The 25,845-nt window shown below is 63.9% G+C and carries 19 protein-coding genes; 12 read left to right on the plus strand and 7 right to left on the minus strand.

All coding sequences use genetic code 11. The features are described 5' to 3' along the window. Positions 1 to 5 precede the first annotated feature (5 nt). Genes pglZ through brxL form a run of 4 tightly spaced genes read left to right on the plus strand, consistent with a single transcriptional unit; the run spans position 6 to position 8,716 of the window. Positions 6 to 2,585: a BREX-1 system phosphatase PglZ type A gene (gene pglZ / locus FYJ68_RS09110; protein WP_154435947.1), complete on the plus strand. Its 2,580-nt coding sequence runs from the start codon at positions 6 to 8 to the stop codon at positions 2,583 to 2,585. A gap of 14 nt (positions 2,586 to 2,599) precedes the next feature. After that, positions 2,600 to 5,977 carry a BREX-1 system adenine-specific DNA-methyltransferase PglX gene (gene pglX, locus FYJ68_RS09115; protein ID WP_154435949.1) on the plus strand — a complete coding sequence of 1,126 codons (3,378 nt, stop codon included), beginning with the start codon at positions 2,600 to 2,602 and terminating at the stop codon, positions 5,975 to 5,977. A 2-nt stretch (positions 5,978 to 5,979) separates the two neighbouring features. After that, positions 5,980 to 6,549, plus strand: a complete 570-nt coding sequence (locus tag FYJ68_RS09120) for a hypothetical protein (protein WP_154435951.1) — start codon at positions 5,980 to 5,982, stop codon at positions 6,547 to 6,549. Next, positions 6,542 to 8,716 carry a BREX system Lon protease-like protein BrxL gene (brxL, locus tag FYJ68_RS10385; RefSeq protein WP_326832309.1) on the plus strand — a complete coding sequence of 725 codons (2,175 nt, stop codon included), beginning with the start codon at positions 6,542 to 6,544 and terminating at the stop codon, positions 8,714 to 8,716. The genes FYJ68_RS09120 and brxL overlap by 8 nt, the downstream gene beginning before the upstream one ends. A gap of 203 nt (positions 8,717 to 8,919) precedes the next feature. On the opposite strand, the gene FYJ68_RS09130 is transcribed toward brxL, so the two are convergent. From FYJ68_RS09130 to FYJ68_RS09140, 3 genes are all read right to left on the minus strand, one after another. Then, positions 8,920 to 9,309: a hypothetical protein gene (locus FYJ68_RS09130; RefSeq protein WP_090862517.1), complete on the minus strand. Its 390-nt coding sequence runs from the start codon at positions 9,307 to 9,309 to the stop codon at positions 8,920 to 8,922. Between the two features lie 391 nt (positions 9,310 to 9,700). After that, the gene (locus FYJ68_RS09135; protein WP_229772166.1) at positions 9,701 to 9,985 is read right to left on the minus strand and encodes a hypothetical protein; all 285 of its coding nucleotides are present in this window, start codon (positions 9,983 to 9,985) and stop codon (positions 9,701 to 9,703) included. 87 nt (positions 9,986 to 10,072) lie between these two features. Beyond that, positions 10,073 to 11,311 (minus strand): tyrosine-type recombinase/integrase, encoded by a 1,239-nt coding sequence (locus tag FYJ68_RS09140; RefSeq protein WP_195837784.1) that lies wholly within the window; start codon positions 11,309 to 11,311, stop codon positions 10,073 to 10,075. A gap of 710 nt (positions 11,312 to 12,021) precedes the next feature. Between FYJ68_RS09140 and FYJ68_RS09145 the strand changes: the two genes are divergently transcribed. The 7 genes from FYJ68_RS09145 to FYJ68_RS09175 all read left to right on the plus strand — a co-directional run bounded on the left by FYJ68_RS09145 (position 12,022) and on the right by FYJ68_RS09175 (position 19,936). Further along, positions 12,022 to 12,222, plus strand: a complete 201-nt coding sequence (locus FYJ68_RS09145; RefSeq protein WP_154435955.1) for a helix-turn-helix transcriptional regulator — start codon at positions 12,022 to 12,024, stop codon at positions 12,220 to 12,222. Positions 12,223 to 12,231: 9 nt separating this feature from the next. Then, positions 12,232 to 12,711, plus strand: a complete 480-nt coding sequence (locus FYJ68_RS09150; protein ID WP_154435957.1) for a hypothetical protein — start codon at positions 12,232 to 12,234, stop codon at positions 12,709 to 12,711. Positions 12,712 to 12,856: 145 nt separating this feature from the next. Further along, on the plus strand, positions 12,857 to 13,918 hold the full coding sequence (locus FYJ68_RS09155; RefSeq protein WP_195837785.1) for an ATP-binding protein: 1,062 nt from the start codon (positions 12,857 to 12,859) through the stop codon (positions 13,916 to 13,918). Between the two features lie 311 nt (positions 13,919 to 14,229). After that, complete coding sequence (locus FYJ68_RS09160) at positions 14,230 to 14,526, plus strand: hypothetical protein (protein WP_154435961.1); 297 nt, start codon at positions 14,230 to 14,232, stop codon at positions 14,524 to 14,526. Next, entirely contained in the window at positions 14,513 to 14,791 is a 279-nt protein-coding gene (locus FYJ68_RS09165; protein ID WP_154435963.1) for a hypothetical protein, read from the plus strand. The genes FYJ68_RS09160 and FYJ68_RS09165 overlap by 14 nt, the downstream gene beginning before the upstream one ends. 385 nt (positions 14,792 to 15,176) lie before the next feature. Then, positions 15,177 to 19,382 carry a hypothetical protein gene (locus tag FYJ68_RS09170; protein WP_154435965.1) on the plus strand — a complete coding sequence of 1,402 codons (4,206 nt, stop codon included), beginning with the start codon at positions 15,177 to 15,179 and terminating at the stop codon, positions 19,380 to 19,382. 137 nt (positions 19,383 to 19,519) lie between these two features. Further along, positions 19,520 to 19,936 (plus strand): potassium channel family protein, encoded by a 417-nt coding sequence (locus FYJ68_RS09175; RefSeq protein ID WP_154435967.1) that lies wholly within the window; start codon positions 19,520 to 19,522, stop codon positions 19,934 to 19,936. A gap of 168 nt (positions 19,937 to 20,104) precedes the next feature. On the opposite strand, the gene FYJ68_RS09180 is transcribed toward FYJ68_RS09175, so the two are convergent. The 4 genes from FYJ68_RS09180 to FYJ68_RS09195 form a co-directional block, all read right to left on the minus strand. Next, positions 20,105 to 22,186: a clostripain-related cysteine peptidase gene (locus tag FYJ68_RS09180; RefSeq protein ID WP_195837786.1), complete on the minus strand. Its 2,082-nt coding sequence runs from the start codon at positions 22,184 to 22,186 to the stop codon at positions 20,105 to 20,107. 80 nt (positions 22,187 to 22,266) lie between these two features. Further along, positions 22,267 to 22,695, minus strand: a complete 429-nt coding sequence (locus FYJ68_RS09185; RefSeq protein WP_154435971.1) for a hypothetical protein — start codon at positions 22,693 to 22,695, stop codon at positions 22,267 to 22,269. A gap of 303 nt (positions 22,696 to 22,998) precedes the next feature. Continuing rightward, a complete protein-coding gene (locus tag FYJ68_RS09190) occupies positions 22,999 to 24,516 on the minus strand; it encodes an SPFH domain-containing protein (protein WP_154435973.1) in 1,518 nt (505 codons plus the stop codon). 31 nt (positions 24,517 to 24,547) lie between these two features. After that, positions 24,548 to 25,123 carry a hypothetical protein gene (locus tag FYJ68_RS09195; RefSeq protein WP_154435975.1) on the minus strand — a complete coding sequence of 192 codons (576 nt, stop codon included), beginning with the start codon at positions 25,121 to 25,123 and terminating at the stop codon, positions 24,548 to 24,550. 235 nt (positions 25,124 to 25,358) lie between these two features. On the opposite strand from FYJ68_RS09195, the gene FYJ68_RS09200 reads away from it, so the two are divergent. Then, positions 25,359 to 25,733, plus strand: a complete 375-nt coding sequence (locus FYJ68_RS09200; protein WP_154435977.1) for a hypothetical protein — start codon at positions 25,359 to 25,361, stop codon at positions 25,731 to 25,733. Positions 25,734 to 25,845 lie beyond the last annotated feature (112 nt).

Consider the following 25,845-nt stretch of genomic DNA (forward strand, 5'->3'; position numbering starts at 1 on the left):
GAGACATGGACGAGAGAATAGACGCGGCCGACGTCACGCGCCGGCTGGAGGAGGCACTGTCTGAGGGCAACCGCCTCGTCTTCTGGGAGGACGAGGCGGGCGACTACGCCGACGCGCTGGGGGAGATTAGGCCCGACGGCGCGACGGTCGTGGACGCCACCCACCGCGAGCTCGCCACCAAGCGGCTCGTCCTGCGCGGGGAGCCGCGGGGCAGGTTCGTCGTCTACCGCGCCGGCGGCGCCCCGGACCCCGTCGACGACCTCGTGCTCGACCTCAAGCTCGAGGCCCGGCCCTTCACCTGCACGATGGAGGGGTCCTGGGCCGAAGAGTGCGGTGTTCCACTCGAGCTCGCGCAGGTCGTCTCGGACCACGCGGCGTTCTTCAGGAGCAAGGAGAGGAGGCAGGCGCTGGCTGCCACGTCGCTGCCCAAGGAGACGGCAGGGGAGCTCCGCTTCGCCATGTGCGCGGCGACGCTGCGTGCCGCCGATTCCGAGCCGCGCGACGCGGCCCGCTCCATGGCCACGCGCGCCATCCTGGAGTGGTCCCGCGGGGACGAGGCCGCCATGAGGGCCATCTCCGCCGCGGGCCTCGCGCCCGCCTTCTGGGACGCCATGAGGGCGCATCTTGGATACGCGCCGGCCAGGCCCGAGGACGCCTCCGTCGGCGACATGGCGTTCCGCATGCTCGAGGGCATGTGCGGCGACACGGTGGAGGACGCCGGCAAGGCGGACCCCGCTGAGTCCGCGAGGGTGCTCGGGGGCATGGCGAGGGGCAGGCAGACGAGGCCTGCCTTCGATGTCGTCGTGCGCGAGTACGCGGACGACGTTGCCGACGCCATCCCGCAGGAGGGGAGGACCCCAGAGCTCCTTGCGGACGTCGACGCGATCCCGCAGGTGGACGAGTGGATCCTCGGCCACTTCCTCCAGGCTGAGCTCGGGAGCGGCCTCGACCTCGCCCAGCTCGAGGGCGTCTGGGCAAGGCGGCGCTACATGCTGTTCGCCGACCGCTACAGCCACCACTACGAGGCGCTCCTCGCGCTCGCCCGGTTCTCCAGGGCGCTCGACGGCTACCGGGGCACCGTCGGCGACGCGGACGGCCTGCCGGGACTCCTCTCGGCCTACGCCGAGCGCTGGCACGAGGTCGACCGCCGCTACCGGGAGCTCCTGCTGGCGCGCGACGGGATGAGGCCGGGCAGGTTCAGGGAGGACCTCGAACCCGCCGTGGACGGCGTCGAGAAGGACTACGCCGACTTCCTCGAGGACCTCACCGACCGCTGGCAGTCGCACCTCATGGACGAGGGCACGTGGCCGCCGCCCTCCGCCCGCTCCCAGGACGGGCTCTTCCACGAGCTGGTGGAGCTCTCGTTCCCCGAGGCGCGGCCGGGTCGCAGGGTCGGCGTCATCGTCTCGGACGCCCTGCGCTACGAGGCGGGGCGTGAGCTCTCCGAGCGGCTCTCGGCGTCGGGCGCGACGGGCCTCTCCGGCAAGGTGAGCGTCTCCTGCGACGCCGCCGTCTGCATGCTGCCGAGCTACACGCAGCTGGGCATGGCGGCGCTCCTGCCGGACGGCCCGATGCGAATAGACCCGTCATCGTCCCTCGTCGAGAAGTCCGGACGCCCCACCCAGGGCAGGGTAAACAGGCAGGAGGCGCTCGCCTCCCGCGTCCCCGGTGCCGTCGCGCTCGGGGCGGACGGCCTCCTCGACGCCGGCTCCGTCGACCTGGGGGACGCGCCGCTGGCCGTCGTGTACCACAACGTCATCGACAAGACCGGGGACTCGCGCGACAGCGAGGGCCGCACGTTCGAGGCGGTCGAGACCGCCTGCGCCGAGGTCGAGAGACTGGTCCAGGTGCTCGTCCGCGCGGGATGCGGGAAGGTCTTCGTCACGTCGGACCACGGGTTCCTCTTCCAGAGGCCGGAGCCCGAGTCCTACGCGTACGCGGACGTCCCGGGGCTCGCGCAGGCGCTCTCCGCCCAGGGCGAATCCGCCCGGACGAGGCGCTTCGCGGTGGGTCGCGGCCTGCCGCGCGACGAGAGCCTCCTCGTCTACGGAGCCGGTCAGCTCTCGCTCGAGGGCGACTACGAGGTCGCCATGCCCAGGGGCATAACGAGGCTCCGCCTGCAGGGGTCTGGCGCCCGCTTCGTGCACGGTGGCGCCTCGCCGCAGGAGGACGTGATACCGGTCGTGACGGTCGAGGTCGCGTCGTCGCGTGGGGAAGCCGACTCTCCCACGGGGGTCGAGGGCTTCCCGACCGGACGCACCGTGATAACGGGCCCGTCCGTCTCGCTCGTCGTCTACCAGACGAAGCCCTGCGGCAACGGGACCTCGCCGCTCGCGGTGCGCGTCGGGGCGTATGCGGACGACGGCACGCTGCTCTGCGCCCACGAGAGGGAGCTCGAACTCTCGAGCGACTCGGACGACCCCGAGCAGAGGAAGACCCGCGTGACCCTGCGTCTGACCGACGAGGTTGACGCACATGCGACTGCCTGGGTGCGCATCAGCGCGAGGGTCGGCGCGACCACCAGGTACCGCACTGCGTGGGAGCGGGAGTACTCCGTTAACCGCGCGTTCGGCAGCGACTTCTAGAAGGGACGTGCCCCATGGACACGAGCAAGGTCAGGGCGCTCGCCACCGGCGCGCGCGAGGAGCTCCGCCGCGAGGTCGGGGGGAGGCTCGACGCGGTCCTGACGGAAGGCAGCCCCGAGCGGCTCCTGGACCCGCAGGCCGTGCAAGAGCTGGAGGCCACCGTCGCCGAGCGCGGACGCGACCAGGTCGTAGACGGCACGGCATACACGTGGTTCAACCGCTTGTGCGCACTCCGCTTCATGGACGCGAACGGCTACAACCCCACGCCCGTGGTGACGCCCAGGGAGAGCTCCACGCTGCCGGCCATCCTGGCGGACGCCGCGCAGGGTATGTTCGACCCCGCCTACAGCCTCGACCGCATGGTGCGCGACCGCGTGGCGGCGCTGCTCGTGGGCTCCGTCTTCAGCACGAACGCAACCGAGGACGCCTACGCCACGCTCCTGCGTGCCGTGTGCAGGCACTACGAGAGGGCCATGGGCTACCTCTTCTCCGAGGAGTCCGCGAGCCCGCTCCTCATGCCGCAGGGGCTCCTCGCCGAGGGGTCGATCCTCCGACGCATCGTGGAGGACATGGATGCCGAGGCGTGCTCCTCGGTCGAGGTTTTGGGCTGGCTCTACCAGTTCTACATCGCCGAGCGCAAGGACGAGTACTTCGCCAGCAAGCGCAAGGCGCGCCCGGATGACATAGCCCCCGCCACGCAGCTCTTCACGCCCGAGTACATCGTGCGCTTCCTCACGCAGAACTCGCTCGGGCGCCTGTGGATGCTCAACAACCCCGGCTCCGGCCTGGCGGGGCGGATGGAGTACTACATCGCCCCCAAGGACGACGAGCCCCACGTCGACATCGACGGCGCGGAGGACATACGCGTTCTCGACCCCGCCTGCGGCAGCGGCCACATCCTGGTATACGCCTTCGACATGCTCTTCGCCATGTACGAGGAGGAGGGCTACAACCCCGAGGACATCCCCGCCCTGATCCTGGGGAAGAACCTCAGGGGCCTTGAGATCGACCCCCGCGCGGCGGAGATCGCCAAGTTCGCCCTGGAGATGAAGGCCCGCGAGCACGACCCGCGCTTCCTCGAGCGAGACGTGGACGCGGACATTACCGTCCTCGAACCCGTGGAGCTCGAGCCTCGGGAACTCTCGCAAATGTCTGGGGCGTTCAGGGAGCGGACGGCGCTCCTCGAGGCCATGGCGCACATGGGTGAGGTGGGGAGCCTCTACGTGCCGGACCCGGGCGATGCGGACGCCGTCCGCCACGAGCTGGGGCGTCTGGGAGACCCCCACGGCGATATGCTCCGGGGGCTGCTGCGCAGGAAGCTCGAGACCATGCTCGCCAACGTCGAGGCGCTCTCCGGTACCTACCACTGCGTGATCGCCAACCCGCCCTATATGGGCAGCGGCAACATGGGGCCGTGGCTCTCGGCCTGGGTCAAGGAGAACTACCCGGACGAGAAGGGCGACCTCTGCACCTGCTTCATCAAGCGGGGGTTGGGGATGGCCGTGGAGGGCGGTTACGCCGCCGAGGTCACGATGCAGAGCTGGATGTTCCTAGGATCCTACGAGAAGATGCGCAGGGACATCGTCGAGAACCACGGCATCGTGGCGATGGCGCACATCGGCGCTCGCGGCTTCGACGCCATCGGCGGCGAGGTGGTCTCCACTACGGCGACGGTGTTCGAGAGGGGCAAGAGGGAAACCGCGGGCTTATACATTCGCCTGGTCGACGAGGCTGGGGAGGACGTCAAGGCCGAGAAGATTCGGGAGGCTGCAGCCGATGCCGATTGCCCCTGGCGCTACGAGGCCGACGCCGAGTCCTTCAAGGCGATTCCCGGGTGGCCCATCGCCTATTGGGCGACACGTAATGTGATAAATGCCTTTAACAACGGCAAGCCAATCAATCAATACATGGACTGTCATTCTGGTATTTCGGTAAATACGCAGAAGTTCGTACGATATTGGACTGAGGTTTCCCGTTCCGCCCTCAAGACTGACTGTACTTCATCGGAAGATATGGCCGATTATCGCTGGTTTCCGATGAACAGCGGGGGCGATTACAGATTGTTCTACGGCAACAACTCTAAGGTTGTTGATTTGTGGCACGAAGGCGTAGACGTCATCAGAAATGGTGGTAATTTTCGGCTCCGTGAACCCAAGCTGTATTTCAAGATGGGCCTGACATGGGGCCGAATATCGTCTTCAGATATTGCCTTTAGAAAGGTCGCAAAAGGAACTTTGTTTGGGGACGCGGGACCTGTTGGCTTCACTAGCAAAGGCGTGACTAATTATCTCCTAGGTTTTCTCGTCTCAAGCGTCATGCAAAACCTTGTTGAGTATTTAAACCCGACAATGAACTACCAGATTACAGACATAGTTCGACTCCCTCTTCTCATTGAGCAGGACTCCAAGGTGGACGGTATAGTCAGCGCATCCATTGAAACGTGCAAAATCGACTGGGACGCCTTCGAGACCTCCTGGGACTTCGAGTCCCACCCCCTTGCACAGCCTGGCGAGTCGCTGGTCGAGCGCCAGTTCGAGCGCTGGCGGCGGGAGTGCCAGTCTCGCTTCGACGAGCTGAAGGCAAACGAGGAGGAACTGAACCGCATCTTCGCCCGCATCTACCACATGGAGGACGAGGTGCCCATCGAGGTGCCGGACGACAAGGTGTCGGTGCGCCGCGCCGACCTCGCCCGCGATGTGCGGTCGCTCGTCTCATACGGCGTGGGATGCATCCTCGGGCGCTACTCGCTCGACAGGCCCGGGCTCGTGCTCGCCGACCAGGGATCCACGGTCGCGGACTACCTCGAGAAGGTGCCCGAGCCCACGCTCGTGCCCGACGCGGACAACATACTTCCCATCACGGACGCCGCGTGGTTCGAGGACGACATCGTGGACAGCTTCTACCGCTTCCTGGTAGCCGCCTACGGGGAGGACTCCCTCGGCGACAACGTCGCGTTCATCGAGGGGGCACTCGGCTGCGACCTGCGCACGTACTTCTCGGGGCACTTCTATGCCGACCACCTGAGGGTCTATCAGAAGCGGCCCATCTACTGGCTCTTCCAGAGCCCGAGGAAGTCGTTCTCGTGCCTGGTCTACATGCACCGCTACGACGAGAGCACGGTGGGCGAGATCCTTACCGGCTACCTCAGACCCCTGCAGGGGAAGCTCCGCTCGCGCATCGAGCTGCTGGAGAAGTCGAAGTCTGCGAGGGACGCGAGGGAGGCCAACAGGCTCCGCGCCCAGGTGCAGGAGCTCGCCGACTGGGAGCGAGACGTGATCTACCCGCTGGCGCACGAGCGCGTCTCCATCGACCTGGACGACGGTGTGAAGGTCAACTACAACAAGTTCCCCCACGCGCTGGCGAAGGTGCCGGGGCTGAGCAACTGGAAGTAGGAATGGATTTATCGATTGCCATCCAGATAGCTAGTACGGCGGCGACGATTGCCGCTGTCTTCGTAGCGCTATACGTTCACCATGATTCCAAGACCGCCCAGGTCGCCGCCTATCTCGAACATGATAGGGACCATGGTGCCATGTTGCTGATGGTCAAGAACTTCGGATCCGGCATCGCGCGTGACATCGAGATCGACGGATTCGATTGCCCCACCTCAGACAAGAGGCTTAGCGAGTACATTGCAAAGAGCTTCATAGTCCGAGGTGTCCCAATGCTGGTACCAGGTGCGTCCAGGAGCACCGTCATCCTGTGTGGGAGGGACCTTTCAGAGTTCTCCGACTCATCGAACGAGATCGTTCTGAAGTATCACGTCAGGTCATTCTGGGGCAGGCAGAAGACGGTCGAGGATAGATGCGTCCTCGACTACTACTCCTTTGCGGGGTCGACGTACACGAAGAGCGACATGCACGAAATCGCACATAGACTCGAGGACATCTCTAAAGATCAAGGTGCGATGTCGAGTTCGCTGAAAGTGCTCGCGACACGATTGCAAGGTGACGCATGTGAATAGCCTCGACACGAAGCTCAATGACGTATTCCCCGGCTACGTGGTGCGCAAGGACCTCGTGAAGCTCGTGCGCGGCAACGCGGCCGTGCCGAGCTACGTGCTGGAGTACCTTCTCGGCCAGAACTGCGCGACCGACGACGAGGAGGAGATTCAGGCCGGCGTCGAGCGCGTGCGTGACATTCTCGCCAAGCACTACGTGCAGCGCGCCGAGGCCGGTGCCATCCGCAGCGACATCAAGCAGACCGGCTTCCAGCGCGTGATCGACAAGGTCTCCGTGGACCTGGTCGAGAAGCGCGACGCCTACGAGGCCACCTTCGAGAACCTGGGCATCTCGCACGTGCTCGTGACCGCGGACACCGTGAAGCGCAACCGTCGCCTCCTGGTCTCGGGCGTGTGGTGCATCGCCGACCTGTCCTACTCGGCGAACGAGGCCAAGGACGAGAGCCCCTACATCCTGAAGTCCCTGAAGCCCATCCAGATGGCCCGGTTCGACCTGGACGGCTACGTGGACGGGCGACGGCAGTTTAGCGCCGGCGAGTGGATTGACGTCCTGATCCGCTCCATCGGTCTGGACCCGGCGCAGCTGGGGGAGCGGGCCAAGCTGTTCCAGCTGACGCGCCTGATTCCGTACTGTGAGCGCAACTACAACCTGGTGGAGCTGGGCCCTAAGGGCACGGGCAAGTCGCACGTGTTCAGCGAGTTCTCGCCGCACGGCATCCTCATCTCCGGGGGCGAGGTGACGCCCGCCAAGCTGTTCGTGAACAACTCGAACGGCAAGATTGGCCTGGTGGGATTCTGGGACTGCGTGGCCTTCGACGAGTTCGCGGGGAAGAACAAGCGCCCCAAGCCCGACATCGTGGACATCCTGAAGAACTACATGGCCAACAAGAGCTTCAGCCGAGGGATCGAGCAGATCACGGCCGAGGCGTCTCTCGCCTTCGTGGGCAACACCAGCCACGACGTGGGCTACATGATCAACCAGACGGACCTCTTCGAGGACCTGCCGGCCGTCTACCACGACTCCGCCTTCATCGACCGCATCCACGCCTACATCCCGGGCTGGGAGGTGGACATAATCCGCGGCGACATGTTCTCCTCGAGCTACGGCTTCATCGTGGACTACCTGGCCGAGGCCCTGCGCGCACTGCGGAACCTGGACTACTCCGGCCTGTACCGCGAGCGCTTCGAGCTCTCCGACGACCTCTCCACGCGCGACCGCGACGGCATCTTGAAGACCTACTCCGGCCTCATGAAGATCATCTTCCCGGGAAAGGACGCTACCGCCGAGGAGGAGGCCAAGATCCTGGAGTTCGCGATGGAGCTGCGCAAGCGCGTGAAGGACCAGCTCTACCGCATAGACGAGACGTTCGTGCGCGTGCACTTCTGCTACCGCCCGAAGGGTGGGGAGTGGCATGTCGTGGCCACGCTTGAGGAGACGGACTATCCCAAGACGTACCATTCGCGCGACAGGGTTCCCCTCGACGGCGAGACGGTCGCCCCGGCGGCAAAGGCTGCCGAGTGTGCCTCCTTTGCTAGTGACGATCAGGCCGCAGGGGATGCGGAGGAAAGCCGGGCTCTTCTCGGCGAGGATGCATCAGCGGCGTCGGTGGCAGCGTCTGCTTCTACACCGACCGAGACAAGTTCTTCCCAGGCGCCGGCGGATTCCAGGCTCTTCGAGGGGCACAAGGAGTTCCGCGAGAACCAGCGCGGCGTCTCGTACGAGACGCTCCTTGGCCCGTACCTCGATGGCGTGCGGGAGGTTGACATTACTGATCCCTACATTCGCCAGTTCTACCAGTGCCGCAACCTGATGGAGCTGCTCGAGGTTATCCTGAGGCACTTCGACTACCGGGTGCCGGAGATTCAGGTGCACCTGCTGACCGCGCCCGACGACTTCCCGGACTCCAAGCAGACGTACTACCTGGACCAGATCGCGGACGCCACGAGGCCGATGGGGCTGAATTTTACCTACGAGCTGGACGAGTCACACACCATCCACGCGCGGCACGTGAGGATAAACTGCCAGTGGGACGTGATGCTCGACCGCGGGCTGGACATATGGCAGCGCTTCGATGCCGGCGACGCGTTCTGCGTGGAGGCGGGGATGCCGGAGTTTCGTCGCGTCAAGCAGTTCGAGGTCGTGTACAGACGGCTTCGTAAAGATAGATAAGAATACGACCTACCCACTCACCTAGCGAGTCGGTGGTTGCCATTTCCCCTCCCCGCCGTCGTTAGGTGTTCCTGACGGCGGGGAGGGCGGCCGCGGGAGGGCTTGGCTGCGGCCGTGGCGGGAGGAGATTGGGGCCACTCGGGACTTCCCCGAGCGGCCCCTTTCCGACCGTGAGCGGTTTTTTATCGTCTAGACGTCCTAGGTCACATGCGCTCCGCCCACTGCCAGACCCCCACGAGGTGGCGCAGCTTCGCACGGCGCTCTCCCGTTATGGCGATGGATATGGCGTCGTGGCGGATTGCGTCCACGTCGCCGTGGTCTGCGAGGTAGAGGAGGCACGCGCGGCGCATGGCGGCGACGTCCTCGTCCTCGAGGTCGAGCGTCGGCAGGGCCTCGGAGCCCGGCTCCATGGTCGCCCTGACGGTTACGAGGACGGTCTCGCCGCCGTCCGTGGCCACGATGCGGTCGCCGTCGGCGTGGACGTCGCGCAGGCCCCTCCCTTGCAGGTAGTCCGTGCAGAGCCCGAGTGCCGTCTGGCGGAGCTCCTCCTCGGTCATGGTCGTTGCGGCCTGGCTCTCGCTTGTGCTGGTCATGGCTGACCTCCCTAGGACGTGGGGGCTCCCTTTGCCCCCGTTGGGGCCCAGGGAGCAAGCCACGGCGACGCGGGGGCCGCGCCCTTGCGGGCGTGGCGCTGCGGGCTCCGCGGTGGCGTGGCGCCAGGGGGCGGGAAGAGGTGCTTGCCCCCTGTGCTACCTTGGTCCCAACGGGGGCCCGGAGGTCATGCCCTTGCCCTTTGCGTTTTCGACGGGGCGCGAGGACAGGGGACCCCTCACAGTCCCCGGCGCAGCGGCGTGTCGGAAACGCTGCTCTCTGAAGAGAAGCGGGGACGCGTGACCGATGCGTCACGCGTCCCCGCGGCGATTCTCCGATTGAAATATGACTCTGCGCGATGGATTAGTCACACGTACGAGTTGTCGTTCACATCTACGGAAGCCTACCCTTGTCGAGGAGCTCCTTCTGCACGGTCCTCCTGTTGACCCTGAGGAGCCCGCCAACACGGATGTGCGGGAGGGCATTGATCAGCTGGTAGCTCTTCGTCCTCCCGACGCCGAACACCTCTTGGATGTCCCTTGGCCCGAGCCATTCGGGCCTGTCGCAGAGCGGCGACGTGTCCGAAAGCGACCTCTCCGTGGGGCCCGTCGGCTTCCTGTCCATCTCGCGTACCTCCTCCTTCGAGATTCCGTGCCATGCCGAGACGTTACGTCGCATGCCGAAGTGTGCGGCCGTCGCCTCGGGGCGCTGCGTTTCCCGGGCTTCCCGTGCGTTCCCCACCAGAAAGGGGACACAACCGCCCGGCTACACGACGCGCAGCATCGTCTCGCTCCCTTCGTCCTGTCCGCTGCCGGGTCTTGCCGCCATCTGCTCGGCGATCGTCCTGGCGGCGGACCTCCTCGCGTGCGGGTCGGCGCTCGCGTAGGTGTTGAGCGTCATCGCCGCGTTCGCGTGACCCATGAGCGAGCTCACCGTCTTGATGTCGGTGCCCGCGGCGACGAGGTAGGTGGCATAGGTGTGCCTGAGGTCGTGCAGCGTCACCCTCCTCCCGGTGGTGCCCACCAGATCGAGCATCTTCGCGATGGAGGCGAACTCCTTCGTGAGGCGGTCGGGGTAGTAGAACGCTCCACTGGAGTCGCCCAGGACGTAGAGGTCCTCTATTGCCTCTGGCCCTCCGCCCAGCAGCGTGACGAGGCGACGCCTGCGCCTCGCGAGCCTCGACGCCAGGTCCGGCTCGAGCGGGACCTCGCGTCGGCTCGTTGGCGTCTTGGGCTCCTTCACCACAGCCTTGCCCTCGCACTGGCAGACTGCGACCCTCACCCGCAGGACGCCGCGATCGAGGTCGACGTCCCTCCACCTGAGGCCGCACATCTCCTCCCTGCGCAACCCGCAGGCGAGCCCCAGCCTTATCGCGAGCGTCACCTCGGTGTCCTGCATGGAGTCGAGTGCGAGTAGCAGCCTCTCACGCCCGTCAGTGTCGAGTGCGTTTGGCTCCCTCGCCTCGCGCTTCGGCGGCTTGATCCGCCTCGTGAAGGGGCTCCGCTCGATGATCCCGCTGTCCGCCGCGTACTGGAGCGCCTGCTTGAGGAAGCGATGTGCTTTGGCGACCGTGTTGTTGCAGAGCCCATCTTCCAGGAGCGCCGCCTGCATCTGGAGGATGGTGTCCCCGGTGATCTCGTCTATCCGCATGGCGCTCAGGTAGCGCGAGACGTGCTTCGCACAGTGGCGGTAGTTCGCAGCGGTGGTCTGGGCGATGCCCGCCCCGCTCTCGAGCGAGCGGATGTAGCGCTCGAGAAAGGTGGGCACGAACATGTCCTCCCTCGTGATGCCTAGGGGGAGCTCCTGCCTGCGCACCTCGTCGTCGAGCTCCTTTCGTATCTCGTCTGCCCTCCTCCTCGCGGCGCGCTTCCCCGACGCTCGGAAGCTGCGGGTGGTCTGGTGCCTCTTGCCGTCTTCCGTGCGGGAGTATCGGCACTTCCAGCGGCCGTTGCCGAGGTCTATCAGCGACCCTTCGGACCAGATGTCTTCTTTTGCCTGGTACATCCCCTGCCTCCATGCCACGCTGCTGCGGGCGCCCCCGTCGGCTCCCCGGCGTTCGGAACCTGCAAGTGGAGGGGCCATGTATGCGAAAAGCTACCCTCCGCCCCGAGTGCACGCGGGTGCACGCGAAGAGTGCACGCGGAGTGCACGCAACCCGGTTAAGCTCGACACGAAATGATACTGGGTGGACGGTCATCTGGCCTGTCTACCAGCCCTTTTGGCACGATTTGGCATGAATGAGCACGATGCGGATACCCCATATAAGCGTTCTGACACGGAAGAGGTCAGAAGTTCAAATCTTCTAACGCCCACCATACATTCGCAGCTCAGAGGCCATGTCTCTGGGCTGTTTTCTTTTGGTCCACGTTTGATCCACGACTTTGGTCCACACAATTTGCTTGGAAATCGATGCGGCTTGCCCTACTAGGCCTTCACGGAGCCGCAACACATTAGAGTCCTCGCCACGCCGCGTGGGGCTGTGTGGGCGGGACACGATGGCCTTGACACCGCGCCGTTTGATGCTGGCTTGCAACGTAGTTCGATTCTCGGGTGATGGCATGTCTCGCTGGGTTCTCAAGCGCGCGAGGAGGGCGGCGAGGAAAACGCTCCTCACGTCCACTGGCAGACATTCTGGATATGTAAAGCATACTTGACAAACGACAAGTTGGCTTTACACTGAATGTCAAGTCAACTTGTCATCAAGGAGCTTGACATTGAGGAACAGGGTCACGGAGTTGAGAAGGAGAAGACACATCTCCCAAAAGGAACTTGCCGACGTGGTTGGCGTTACTCGTCAGACCATTAATTCCATCGAGACGGGAAGGTACACGGCGTCACTGCCCCTTGCATATAAAATTTCCCACTACTTTGGACTTTCCATCGAAGAGGTATTCGACTTTTCCGAGTTCGACTAGGAGGATGCAATGCTGGGTCAAACTGAGCACAAGGGCGGAAAGCATCTGGGCCCGAGTCGGGTCAGTCCAGAATTAGACGAGTACAGGTCGGAAATGCGATTTGATATCAAGTGTGATATTGGTAGTTGCTTGGTTGGCGTCGCAGTCGTGGTGTTGTGCCTATTGAAAGGACTGCCGAGAAGCTTGGCAATCGGCGTCGCTACATTTGCCGTAATTCAGCTTGCGAAAGTCTTCTACGGAATGTGGAAGATGCGAAGTGACAATTTGGTACGCGAGAGCATGACGGAGAGCAAGGACGAACGTCTCGTTCAGATTAAGCATGAGTCGCAAGCTATGGCCTACTCGTGGATGCAGATTGCAGGATGCATTGGGGGCCTTGCTGGGTTTGTTCGCGAGAACGATGCCGTTTTCAACAGCTTATTCGTCGTGGTGTTGGTGGGGTGTGTTGCCGAATTTGTGTCAAGGCAGATTCTCACTCGCAGAAGATAGCGATGGAAGATCTGCTTTGCCAAAGGCGTGAGTCGCTACATGCCGGGGTATGCCCAATAACCGCTGCCAAACCGGTCCTGATATAAGTGTCCGGGCCCCCGCCAGCCTTCGGTTCGACCAAGATGCCGAGGGGCAGGAGGCCCGGATGGACAACGGCATACCGCGGGAGGCGCTCGCGCTGCCGGCGGACGACAGGCGCGAGCTCAACAGGGCCGCTGTCCTGCTCCTCGGAAGGCCGGAGTCGGCCTGGCTGCTGAGCCCCCTCATGGCTGAGCTCACCTGGCGCCTCGTGGGGCAGGAGGAGGCCTACGAGCACTTCACCATCCCCTTCGTGCTCGCCACCACGGCCCTCTACTCGCGCATCCGCAACATCAAGACCCAGCTGCTCCCTCCCGACGAGCTGGTGCGCTGTGAGGTCGAGAAGTATGACCAGAAGAGCGTGCTGGAGGCCATGCACAACTGCATCGCGCACCAGGACTACGCGCAGGCGTCGCGGGTGAGCGTAACCGAGTACCCTGACCGCCTCGAGTTCGTGAGCGTGGGCTCCTTCTACGAGGGCGAGCCCGACGACTACGCCGTGGAGGGTCACATGCCCCGGCGCTACCGCAACCCCGCCCTCGTGCAGGCCATGACCCAGCTCAACATGATTGACCACCTGGGCTATGGCATCGAGCGCATGAACCGCTCGCAGGCCAGCCGCTACCTGCCCCTGCCCGACTACGACCTCTCGAACCCGAACGAGGTGAGGCTCACCATCTACGGGAGCGTTGTTGACGAGTCTTACACGCGCGCCCTCATGGCCCACAGCGACCTCCCCTTCGAGGACGTGCTCGCCCTCGATCGCGTGCAGAAGGGAAGGCCAGTATCGGATGCCGCCTTGCGCCGGCTGCGTCGAAAGGGCTTGGTGGAGGGCCGCAGGCCCCGCCTGCGGGTCGCCGCCTCCGTCGCCGAGGCTACAAGTACTAAGGCCGCCTACGTCGAGAAGCGAGGGAAGTCCGAGGAGTACTGCATGGCGCTCGTCACCGACCTCATCGGGCAGCATGGCCCCGCCACGAGGGCGGAGATCAACGAGGCCGTCTACCCGGCCCTCTCCGCAGACCTCACCGATGAGCAGCGCTACGACAAAGTCGGCAACCTCCTGCGCAAGATGAGGAAGGGTGGGGTCCTCTCCTTCGATCGGTCCTCCTCGCACTGGGGCCTCGCGTAAAACCTGTCCGATTTACGCGAGATTACGCGGCGCGAGCACCGTCTGGTACATCCGGCTACTTCACAAAACGGTTCACAGATTCACGGGACGCACACATCCGCGACAGACCCCCTCCACGCTACTTCCGCAAATGACCAGGCACGGGGCTCGCGTAGGAGCTTGCGCTTGCTGCCGAGGCCCGTCTCGCAGGCCGATGCCGTGGCGCAACGGATATGCATCGCCTATCGATACCGACTACGCGTCCACCTCCGCCCCCCTCGAGGTATGTACGTTATCATGTACAGAAACGGACACATCATGGGAGGAATCGCATGGATGCCATCTATTCCGCGACAGCGCTGCGCGACCATCCGCGCGAGGTGAAGCAGGCTGCCCGCGAACGCCTCGTAAGAATCACGGAGAACGGCAACGGCGCCTACGTGTTCTGCTCCGAGGAGGTTTTCCAGCGGGAGGTGGACGACGCCGTCGAGCGGGCGCTCTACGCCCAGCGCGTCTCCGACGCAATCGACCGTGGTCGCGCAGACATCGCCGCTGGCCGCTGTGTGGAGGGCATCGAGGCGGCCAAGGCCGCAGTCGCGAGCAGGCGGGCTTCCGGTGGCGCGGCTTAGGTTTTCCGAGGAGTTCCTCGAGTCTCTTGCCAGGCTTGATGGGCGGGTCGAGGAGTCCGTATGGGAGAAGCTTGCGCTTGTGGAGAGCTTCCCGGGTGTGGGCTCGTCACTGGTCGAGCCAACGCTCAGGCGTGCGTATGGCCCAGCTTGCCTTAAGGTCGCGGCTGCGGGTCTTGACGTGCTCTACGAGCGTGGCGAGAGGGGCGCTGATGGTGTGGAGGTAGTCGACGTCCTCGGCATCGTGAGCCAGAGGGCCGTGCGATAGCGCCGAGTGACATCCACGGCAACACACATGCCATTATGCTCGAGGGCAACAGCCGCCAGACCTCCGGCCTCATCTTCGACTGGATCAAGGGGGCACGTGAGGTAGGGGCGAGACAGGCGACGCGTTCTGGCGCGGCCGCGCATCCCCGTGTGGGAAGCGCGGCCGCGTTCGATGCCACGGCGGAGGGCGTCCGCCACAAACCAGAACGGACGGTGCCCGGGTCAGGGTTCCCAACGCTCGCATCCACCCGCTCGCTGCGACCGTCTGGTGTTCGCTGAAGCATCATACTTTGGAACGATGCGCTTTGCCTGCATGCCGCTGAAAATCTCCTAGAGCTGGACGCTACCCAGAAAGTATCAACGGACCTCCTAGGATTGGAGCGACCATGGCAACGCGCCTCACACGCACGCGGTGGCTGCCCGTCGTATCCGGTGCGGTCGCGGCGGTGCTCGCATTTGCCGCCCTGCCCATGACGGCGCTGGCAAACGACGAGCTGAGCCCCGGACCCTACTCGCAGGGCAGTCAGCTGAGCACCGATGCATACTCAGACCTTGGCCTCACCGTCTCGGACGATACCGGTGACGCCGGCACCTATGCCCCCTATGGCAAAGACGAGAACGTGAGCACCACCCTGTTGAGCGACGACGAGGTCTACATGGCAGCCAACGGCGCCAGAAACAACGTATACACGCTGCGGGGGAAGCTCAACCAGCTCTACGATGCCAATACGAACGTGGAAGGTTTGATTGGCTACACCACGATCTCTGACGACTACGGGGGGATGAGCGGAGCTTATCTGTTCTGGCCCATCAACGAGCTCTACGGTACGAGCAGCAATTCAGGGACAGCCGTGGATATGGTTGAAAAGGGCGTTAGCTACTACTCGCCACTCAGCGACAACGAGAATGACGTCATCAAGGGCTCCACCTACAACGGATTCAGCGGCAAGTACGCAACCAGCGTCTCGGCAGACCTCGGCAGTGGCTACAAGGACCACGTCGTCGAGCTGCGTGCCTATGGGAGCCAGTACTACACCATGGTCGGCAACCGACAGTTGAGCGGCGCCTTTGCGGTAAAGGTATTCTCGCTTGACGCAAAGGGGAACCGCACGGAAGTCGCGAGCCTCAGCCCCACGGTCAATGACAGTCAGATCCAGGTGAATGATTACACTGACGAGCTGGCATACCTCCGGGCCGGCTACCTGCAGGAGTACGACGCCTACTTCGAAGTGGCCGCCGCGGACGTGGACGCAGACGGCGTGGACGAGGTCTTCTGCTACGCGGGCTGCTACAAGGACGAGAACGGCGAGCGCCTGGCCTGCGTCGACATGTGGGACCTGCAGTCCGACAGCTCCTGGAGCCACACCCAGGAGTGGGTGGACTGCGGCCAGGCGTCCTACTACGTCACAGATGATGAGCTTAACCAGATTCGCAACAGCAAGGATGACCCCACCGCTCGAATGCAGCTCATGAAGGCCCCGGTGGTCACCCTTGCCGGCGGCGACCTCGACCGCCGCGGCGGAGAAGAGCTTGCCATTACTGTCTCCGCGCCCACGAACCACGACAACCCGACCAACGCAGCCCGCTGCTACATCTACACCTGGGATGACACCGCAAAGCGACTCTCCGCCGCCGTAAACGACGGCTTGGGCGACGACTATATCCCCCTGAGCACGACCGTCGGGGCAGCCTCCGCCATGGTCTCTGCCAACTGCACCTTCGGAACCTTCAGGACGAGCGACACCGACACGGCCACGACCCTCATCATTGCCGGCTGGGACTGCGGTGGCAGCTCAAACGCGGAGTATGCCAACTTCGGCTACCGCTACGTGTACTATGACGCGTCCAGGGACGAGTTCGTCATCTCCGACTACATCCGCAAGGCCCTCGGCAAGGACGCTGCGCACATCAGCGAGACCGCCTGCAAGGACGCGAACCAGGGCGGCCGATACCGTCCGACCCTGGCGCCCTTCGCCCTGGGCGCCGCACGCTTAACCGGCCTCAACCAGGGTGCCGCCGAGAACGACGACGTTCTCATGGGCGGAGACATCTACTCGTTCAGTCTCTCCGCTGGGGTGAGCCTCGACACTCTCGGCAGCATCAGCCTCACCTCTGACCAGGTGAACTCGAACCGTTACACAAAGGGCAAGGAGCAGGTCTGGATCGGCGACGTGCGCGTGGGCGCCGTGTCGGGCTCCAGCCAGTACGAGGAGAGCTTCCTCGCCGTCACGGGCGTCCACCGCGACGAGGACCTCGGCAAGGATGACGACTACTACTGGATGGACGTCTCGCACTTCTCTGCCAAGTGGTCTGGCGGCAAACTCCGCGGCTACACCACCGGTGAGGAGGGCGTCATAAACGAGAGCGTCCGTGTCCACGGCACGACGCAGTACGGATGCTGGATCAGCTTGTGCCTGCCCAACGTGGACCACGACGGCATGCAGGTGCGCTTCAAGGCGGCGGCCGAGTACTACACTGCGCCGCAGCTGCTCGCGGTGCTCCAGGGGTCCCCGTACTTTCAGGACCTCCAGGACAGCTATGGCTACCTCAACTACGGCGGCACCGCGTTTGGCTCCGAGTCCAGCAGCGCCTCTGGCTCCGGCTGGTCCATCGAGGGAGAGGCCGGCGTCTTCGGCGAGGCGTCGGGCGGCTTCCTTGGGCGCGTGGAGCTCGAGGGGGAGCTTACGGGCCATGCGGGCTACGAGTACCAGAGCTCCTCGACGCTCTCGTACGGTGTGGACTACGACGCGCACGCGGCCGAAGGCAACAAGGCCGTGGTGTACGCCGTGCCCATCATGTACTACTGGTACGAGGTCAGCGACTCCAACGACCCGGAGTGGACGGACGTCGTCATGCCCGTGTTCCTCACGCCGGTCACCTCGGTCGTGAGTCAGGAGACCTGGGACGAGACGGTCGACAAGTACAACCTCAACGCCAGCGTGGGCAGCGGCAGCTCCGAGCCGCTCACCTACAAGGTCTCCGACGTCCTCAACAACAGGCAGGGCGACCCCGCCAGCTACGGCGTCGACACCCTGACCAAGACGACCCTGCTGCCTACCGCCAAGCGTGCCTTCACGTACCAGCTTGACGGGAAGGACGCCTGGTCCATAGCCTCGAACGAGGAGGGCGTCGCCACGGCGCAGACCATCGCGGCCGAGAACGAGACCGAGAAGACCGTCGACGTGGGCGGTGCCGTTGCTCTGCAGATAGGTGCCGGCTTCGGCATTGGGGAAAACGAGATCGTTACCGGTATGGTGTTTGGGCTGTCGGGTGGCTACACGACGCTGAGGTCCAGTTCCACGGGCTTCTCGTTCACGGGCACCGTGGACAACCTGCCCGAGGCTGCCGAGGGCTACGGCTTCAGCTGGAGGCTCGCGGTAGACCAGAGCTCCTCCGACATGCCCAGCGACGGCACGCGCCCCGCCACCAACCAGTTCTGGATCGTGGGCTACGACGTCACCAACGTGAAGCAGCCCGAAGTCCCCATGGTGAGTGGCTTTGCCATGACCGGCACCGGCTACGATGCCACCACGGGCAAGGATGCGGTCACCCTGTCTTGGAACGATATCCTGACCTCCGACCAGAAGGCGAATGGCTACAGGTACGCGGTCGCCATGTACCCCGCGAACGATGATGACCACTACAGCTACGCCTACACGCTGGACGGCTCCGCCACAAGCTACGTCTGGGCCGGCCTCTCCACCAGCAGCAACTACCGCTTTGCGGTGTTTGTCGTGGACGGCACGGGCAGGCAGGCGAGCCTGCGCTCGCCCATCGTGAGCGTGACCACGCTGCCGACCGGCGACGCGATGGCCGTGAGCGGCGTCAACATCCAGGGGCAGGCCAACACAAACGACGCGAGCGACACGTCCACCAGCAAGGCGACGCGCAGGATGGGGGAGTCCCTCACGCTTGACATGAGCGGCAGCTACTACGACTCCGGCTCCGCCAATCCGGACAAGCAGCCGCTCTTCCGCTGGTATCGCAAGGAGGCCTCCAAGCCCACCTGGCAAGAGATCTCGTCCGGGCCCACTGTCAGCACCCAGGACAACAAGACCTACACGTCCACCTACGCCATTGACGAGGTGACGGCGGAGGACGATGGCACGGTGTATCGCTGTGACGTGAGTTACAACAACATCGTGGTCTCGTCCCAGACGGTCACCCTTGATGTCACGCACACCTACTCGATCGTCGATTCTGCCAACACGTACTCGGCAACCAGGAAGCGTCTCAACTACCTGAATGCCGACCTGCTCAGGTTCTTCAAGCCGGTCGCAGCCGAGAGCGTGTCCGGACTCAAGCCGGATGAGGGCGGCGCCACGGGCAACGGCACCGCGACCGGTGACGCTACGACTGGAGGTGCCGCAGGCAACGGCACCGCGACCGACGCCACGACCGGTGGCGGAGCCAGCGCTTCCGTTGACACGGGCACTGCAACCGGCTCCACAAAGGCGGCCTCCGCATCGGGCACGCCCCAGACGGGCGACAGCTCGCTGGGCACCGGGGCGCTGGCCCTCATCGCCCTGGGCGGAGCTGTGTCCCTGGTTGCTGCGCTGGTGCTCCGTCACCGTTCCAGGGACCGTGGCTAGCGACCTGCGGGGACCTGCGTCGGGTGAGAGGACCCGGCACCCGGGATTTCCACGCTGCGGCAGACGGTGACTCGCTGCCGCAGGCCCCCGTCCGTCCCTTTGGGCGGACGGGGGCCTTGTTCGAGACGGAGGCTTCGATGCTCAACCAAAAACTGCTGCGCGCCGTGCTGCGCAACACTGGCCTTGCCCGCGCCACGTGGGGGTTTCTGGCGACGTTCGTCGCGGCGTCCGCGCTGCTCGCGCTGGTGGACCCAGGCGTGGACGGCTTTGGCGACGCCCTGTGGTGCTGTTTCCAGTCCGTCACGACCATCGGCTACGGGGACATCACCGTCACGAGCGCCGTCGGCCGCATGATCGTGGTGGCGCTCAGCGTGGTGGGGATTCTGTTCGTGGCGGTGCTCACGGCTGCGGTGGTCAGCTACTGCAACGAGCTCATGCTGGCGCGGCGCAACGAGAGCCTGGCCCTGTACCTGGACAAGCTGGAGCACCTGGACCAGCTGACGCAGGAAGAGCTGGCCGAGCTCTCGCTCAGGGTGCGCCGGCTGCGCGGCTAGCGGGAGCGGTGCGCGCCGGGCTCGTCTCGGCCGAGCTGGTGGTTCGTCGCTGGGGTCCGAGACCCCCCTCTGCACCCCATGTCGCCCCCCGTCCCGCCCGCAAGCTGTAAAAGAGGGTTCGGCCGCGTCCATCGCACGGCCGAACCCTCATCAGCTAAAAAAGACGCACTACTTCGTGGTCAGGACCTCGGTATCAACCTGGGAGCCATAGACCGTGGTCAGCGTTCCCCAGAACAGCACGCTAGCATCGCCGGTGTCCTCGTAGCGCACCTCGACGTCCGATGGGTCGGATACCGTGATGGCATCGCCTTGGAGCGTCTCGACCCAGTTGCCCTCGGAGTCGAAGTAATCAAAGACCGGTGTCAGCGTGTCGCCCGCCTCGAGTTGCCCCAGGCCGCGACCGAGGACGTAGTCCTGCCCAGACATCCGATAGCCCTGAACGTACCCGATGGTCTCGCCATCACCGCGCTCGCTTGCCGTGGGCCAGGTCACCACCAGATCGACCCGCTCCCCGCCGTTGAGAATCGCCGGAATGGTTCCGGAGTAGCGAATCTCGCCATCCTCGGTCTCCTCGGGCGCGTCGCAATAGAACGAGAAGAAGCTGCCGTCAATCGAGAGCCACTCGCCGTCAAAGTCCACCGCGATGTTCCCGTCATCCGTTACCTGGTAGGCATCATCGGTGCCCAGCATGAGGTAGCCGTCGTCATAGTTCTGCATGACCGTTATCTGGAAGTCTGCGAAGTCACCCCACAGGCTGTCGTCCATCTCCACGACCCAGTTCGAGCCGTCCGAGGCAAGCTCCAGCTCGTCGGGAAGCTCCTGGTAGGAGAATTCGTTCGAGAGGTCCTCGAACCAGCCCTCAGACGAGAGGGATTCGTTCGCATAGCTGTCGCTCGATGACGACGCGCTTGCCGCCGTGCCCGAGTCCTGGGCGACCTGCGTGCTCGCATACGAGCTGACGATGCCATGGCTCGATGATGTGGGAGAGTTGCCCATGACGCTCAAGAAGTAGTCATAGAAGGCGACGGGCCCCGTATAGCCGATGTCCTCAAGAACCTGGCGTACGTCAGAGTACTGGGAGACCTCGGAGTACGGGAAGTACATCGCAATGCCGTTGGAGCCCGAAGACGTGTCGCTTCGGTACTTGACGCAGCTCGCTACCGCCTCGGACACATCGTCAGCCCCCTCGAAGTCCGAGCGGTCGACCATGTCAACGAGGTCGACCTGGTCCACGGAGTCCTCTGCATAGGACTTCGCGCGGGAGCGGGCGCCAGACATGGTCGTGAAGAGGGCGTTATCCGCCTCGATGCTATCGGCGGCCTCGTCAAGGAACGACGAGAGGCGCTCGTAGACACGGCTGATCTCGCGCAGGTCGATGAGGGAGAGGGTCGTATCCTCCTCGCCCGTCTCCGCGTAGTGGGCCGAAAAGTCATCGATGATGGTCTTGCCAAGATCCGTCGTGGCGGTGGAGGGATCAGACCCCAGCTGATTGAGGAAGCCGGTCCACGACCAGCCGTCTCCAGGCTCGGTCTGCTCGGAGGCCACGAGGTAGTCTGCCACGGGCTCCATGGCCCAGGCGCACTCGACCGTGGCCATGAGGCAGGCGTCAAAGCCCACCATGTCAAACGCCACGCCACTCGCCTTGATGGCATTGCGCAGCTGTGAGAGCGTGAGGGCGGAGGCGTCGGGATAGTTCTCGTCGTAGCCAAAGCCGCCAATGGTGCCGCCGCCGTGGTCCCAGAAGATGAGGATGTAGCGGTCCGCGGGGTACTCTTTGGCAGCCCACGAGCAGAAGTCCGTAACCTCGTCCTCGTCGAGCATCGTGCCCTCTCCGGCATCCTGGACGAGGCTTGCCTCGCCATCCTCGAGGACCCACCGTTGGCGCGTGGAGGGGTCGGCCTCAGGCGAGAAGGACCACTCTGATGCCCCGCCCGTCTCCAAGACCACGTTCACGTTGTCACCGAGGTCGGCCTCGAGCATCTCCTCGATGTCGGCTGATGCCGCGCCGTAGCCGGACTCCAGGTCCGACCCGCACATGTAGACCATCACCGTTGCGCTCTTTGCCGAAGCGACGTCCACATAGTAATCGCGTAGGCCCGCCGTGCTAAGGTCTGTTCCCGAGACGCCCGCAGGCGTGCCTGCGGGCGTCTCGTCCGCGCATCCCGCAAGCCCCAAGCACGAGAGAGAAAGGATGCATGCCAGGGCAAGCGTTGCCATCCCACGCGTGCCCCACACCCTGCTCTTCGTCATCTTCATTCTCTCCTTGCGTGCCTAGGGATGCGTTTCCTTGCGACGCGGGGCAGGGGGCTGCCCCCTTTGTCTCCCTGGCCCTACGCGATGGCCTTCCTGGTCTGGATGACGCCGTAGAGGTAAAGCGCAGGCAGGATGATGCCGACAAACGCATTTGCGATGGAGCCACCGTCACCGGTGCTGACGGCGCTCACGATGCCGTAGATGCCGTAGATGACGCTGATGACACCGAGGATGAAGGCGAGAGTGTTCTTGTCGTTGCGCTTGGACGCCTTGAGGCCAACGACGCCCACGAAGAGGTTGAGAAGTCCACCGATGAAGGCCACCACGCCGATGACTGCCGCAACGCCGGCCGCGATGCCCAGCTCCTCATCCGCCGAGGCGAAGAAGACGCCCATCATCATGAGCAGGCCAACCACGAGGTTGATGACGGCAAACACGATCATGATGATCGAAGCCACGCGCAGTACGCTGCTACCGGTAGGCTTGCTGCTGCTGTTCTGATCCATTGATCTCTCCTTTGCGAGTTATCACGGCGAGGGCCCGTTGCCCTTCGCTTTCAGGAATGTTATGGAGTTGCGCTTGCCGATGCGTCATACCAAAGTATGACTGGCGGCGGTGAGGCGAAATAATACTTGGCGCGCCTGAAGACGGGCTGCTTAGGTGCCAAAAGCCGGGCATCATGCGGGAGCGTGATGCGGGTCTCCTCGGCGGCCCATGCGGGCACAGGAAGCACCGCCCCCCTGTGGAAGGGGGCTTGGAGGGCGGTGCTATGGGTCTTTGCAACTCCGGTTACGAGGATCTTGGCGTGCCTATTCGACGTCGTTGGAGTCGAAGCGATCGCCGCACTCGGGGCAGAACTTGGGCGGGTGGGTCTGGTCTTCCGGCACCCACCCACACTTGTCGCAGCGATAGCGAGGTTGGGGCGCCGGCTGCGGCCTGGGCGTACCGCACTCCTGGCAGAACTTGCCCTTGTTGGTCGTTCCGCATGCGGGACAGGTCCACCCGTCATCAGCAGTGGCGGCGCCTTGGTGAGCTGCAACGCCGGGCTGTGCCGCAGGCTCTGGTGAGGTCATGCCCGGAGCGGGCGCATCCCCTGCTCCGGTGGTCGCAACGTCCGCTGACACGGCGCCGGCGGCAACACCCGCGGAGAGGTCCGCTCCGGCACCCGCGGGGGCGCCAGCCATGCCTCCCTGGGGCGCGTTGGGGTAGCCGTCCTGTCCCTGGGGGAACCCGCCTTGTCCACCCTGCGGATAGCCACCCTGCTGCGGATAGCCTTGTCCGCCCTGCGGATAACCGCCACCGGGATAGCCGCCCTGGCCCATCTGGAAGAGGTTCTGGGGGTTCATGCCACCCATGCCGCCTGCCATCTGAGCCATGTTCATGCCGGCAAAACCCAACATGGCCCCGTTGCTGTTGCCGGCGGCAGTGCGCATGGCGTCACCTTGGGCAGAGGCGAGGTTGGCGGCCGCCATGCGCGGGTCACGCATGACCGCAGTGCGCTGCAGGTTCTTGATGGCCTTCTCGTCCTCGGGGTCTGCCGCAATGGCATTGACTCCAAACGCCACGATCTGGATGCCGCGGGTCTCTCGCCACTTCTTCGAGAGGATGTCCGAAAGCGCCTGGGAGACCTCTTCGGTGTGCGCCGGGACGGCGGAGTAGCGAATGCCCATCTCGGAGATGCGCGCGAACGCCGGCTGCAGGGCGGTGAGCAGCTCGCTTCTCAGCTGAGAGGCAATCTGGTCGCGCGTAAACTCGTCCTCGACGTTTCCGCATACGTTCTGGTAGAACAGCAGCGGGTCGGCAAGCTTGAACGAGAACTCGCCGTTGCACCGCACGGCAATGTCCATGTCCAGACCGATGTTGTTGTCGACCACGCGGAAGGGCACCGGCGTTGGAGTGCCATAGCGGTTGCCCATGACCTCCTTGGTGTTGAAGTAGTACACGCGCTGGTCAAGGCCAGTGTCGCCACCAAAGGTGAAGCGCTTGCCTATGTTCTTGAACGTATCGACGATGCCAGAGCCGAGACTGCCCGCAAAGACGGAGGGGGCAGCCTTGGAGTCGTAGGTGAACTCGCCCGGCTCGGCACAGAAGTCCACGACCTTGCCCTGCTCGACGATAACCATGCACTGCCCATCGTTGACCACGACGATCGAGCCGTTCGAGATGATGTTGTCGTCACCCTTTGTGTTGGAGCTGCGAGACCCGACGCGCTTCTGACCCTTGGCGCACAGGACATCAGCATCGAGCGACTCGCAGTAGATCATTTCCTTCCACTGGTCGGCGAGATTGCCCGTGAGGGCACCAAGGGCCGCCTTGATGAGTGCCATGGGAAAGCCTCCTTACTTGTGGCGCCTCACGCTACTCCTGCAGGTCGCGCATCACGCGAGCCATGATCTTGGCCTCATCGCTGGACATGATGAAGGGGTGGCCGCCAATGATGAGCTTGCCTCCGTTGCGCTCGATCCTGCAGTCGTCGTAGTCGTCCCAGTCGACGAACGCGGAGTCCCCGTCCTCGTCGACCATGTAGACTCCCGAGACGGTCACGGCAAAGCCGACCTTGCAGCTACCGAAGATCGTGGTGTCGACAACGCAGTAGACCTCGTCGGCGTCGTCCTTGTCGATGTCGAAGTGCTTGACGGCAGCGCTGACCTTGTCCGAGTTGTCTTCTAGGCGGTCTGCGAAGTAGGCGTCGGACAGGTCGGACTCGTCGTCCACATACTCGTCGTAGGCGTCCCGGAAGAACTGCTCAAAGTCGAAGACCTCCTCGTCGTCACTGTCGTCTTCGTCAAAGTCCTCGGAACCGGCGGTGACGCCGCTCTCGTCGTCCTTGAGCTTGAAGACGCTGTCGCAGCTGTTGCAGCGACCATAGACTCCGTTGCCAAACGGGACGACGTCACCCATGCAGTTGGGGCACTTCATCGAGATTGCTTCCATGATCATTCCTTTCAGGCTGTTGGGTGGGGGGTTGAACGTTGCCGTGATTCTAGGAAGGCTGGAAGCGTCATACCTCATACCAAAGTATGAGGGTCAGATGCCGTAGGCCAATTGCGCGCCGCAGGCGGCACCTCATACTTTGGAATGAGGACAGGAGATGTCCGCGACGGCAAACTGGGCTCAGTCAGGCGGGGCAGGGTACCGCCTTCCCGACCATCGTGGATAGGAGTTCATCATGGCATTTGGATTCAAGCTCAAGACCGTCAAGACCAAGGAAAGCTTCGAGAACTACCAGCAGCTCTTCGACCGCATCAAGGATGTCGACTTCACCGCAGGCAAGCCCGAGCTCGTGAAGAACGGCTTTGCCGACGTGATCGTATTCCCACCCCTCGACCGTCAGAATCAGATCTGGGTCATGCTCCAGGGCAAGAACAAGATCATCATCCAGAAGAACCAGGTGGTGGGCGTTACCGACCAGGCCATCAATGCCGCGTTCGACGCCGTGACCGGCGGCCTGTTCTCCGTGGGCTCGATCATGGGGAAGAACTCCAAGAAAATCGAAAAGCTCGTCGAGGCTACGGCTTCCGAGATCGAGGCGCTCAACCTCTAGCCCTGGGCCTCAGGCCGCTACTGAACACATGAAAATAATCGGGGACCGATACCTCTCTCCGTACCCGACCGATGTGGTCTATCTTTGATAGACGACGGTCGGGTACTTGCCG

This window comes from Olsenella porci (assembly GCF_009695875.1).
In the GTDB taxonomy this organism is placed as follows: Bacteria; Actinomycetota; Coriobacteriia; order Coriobacteriales; family Atopobiaceae; genus Olsenella_H; species Olsenella_H porci.

Bases quoted from the DNA above. Each gene is read 5' to 3' on its own strand.
- FYJ68_RS09135 (WP_229772166.1), bottom strand. From the start codon at position 9,985: ATGCGACGTAACGTCTCGGCATGGCACGGAATCTCGAAGGAGGAGGTA.
- FYJ68_RS09175 (WP_154435967.1), top strand. From the start codon at position 19,520: ATGCTCAACCAAAAACTGCTGCGCGCCGTGCTGCGCAACACTGGCCTT.
- FYJ68_RS09140 (WP_195837784.1), bottom strand. From the start codon at position 11,311: ATGTACCAGGCAAAAGAAGACATCTGGTCCGAAGGGTCGCTGATAGAC.
- pglZ (WP_154435947.1), top strand. From the start codon at position 6: ATGGACGAGAGAATAGACGCGGCCGACGTCACGCGCCGGCTGGAGGAG.
- FYJ68_RS09120 (WP_154435951.1), top strand. From the start codon at position 5,980: ATGGATTTATCGATTGCCATCCAGATAGCTAGTACGGCGGCGACGATT.
- FYJ68_RS09170 (WP_154435965.1), top strand. From the start codon at position 15,177: ATGGCAACGCGCCTCACACGCACGCGGTGGCTGCCCGTCGTATCCGGT.
- FYJ68_RS09180 (WP_195837786.1), bottom strand. From the start codon at position 22,186: ATGACGAAGAGCAGGGTGTGGGGCACGCGTGGGATGGCAACGCTTGCC.
- FYJ68_RS09195 (WP_154435975.1), bottom strand. From the start codon at position 25,123: ATGGAAGCAATCTCGATGAAGTGCCCCAACTGCATGGGTGACGTCGTC.
- FYJ68_RS09160 (WP_154435961.1), top strand. From the start codon at position 14,230: ATGGATGCCATCTATTCCGCGACAGCGCTGCGCGACCATCCGCGCGAG.
- FYJ68_RS09155 (WP_195837785.1), top strand. From the start codon at position 12,857: ATGGACAACGGCATACCGCGGGAGGCGCTCGCGCTGCCGGCGGACGAC.
- FYJ68_RS09190 (WP_154435973.1), bottom strand. From the start codon at position 24,516: ATGGCACTCATCAAGGCGGCCCTTGGTGCCCTCACGGGCAATCTCGCC.
- FYJ68_RS09185 (WP_154435971.1), bottom strand. From the start codon at position 22,695: ATGGATCAGAACAGCAGCAGCAAGCCTACCGGTAGCAGCGTACTGCGC.
- FYJ68_RS09130 (WP_090862517.1), bottom strand. From the start codon at position 9,309: ATGACCAGCACAAGCGAGAGCCAGGCCGCAACGACCATGACCGAGGAG.
- FYJ68_RS09150 (WP_154435957.1), top strand. From the start codon at position 12,232: ATGCTGGGTCAAACTGAGCACAAGGGCGGAAAGCATCTGGGCCCGAGT.
- FYJ68_RS09200 (WP_154435977.1), top strand. From the start codon at position 25,359: ATGGCATTTGGATTCAAGCTCAAGACCGTCAAGACCAAGGAAAGCTTC.
- pglX (WP_154435949.1), top strand. From the start codon at position 2,600: ATGGACACGAGCAAGGTCAGGGCGCTCGCCACCGGCGCGCGCGAGGAG.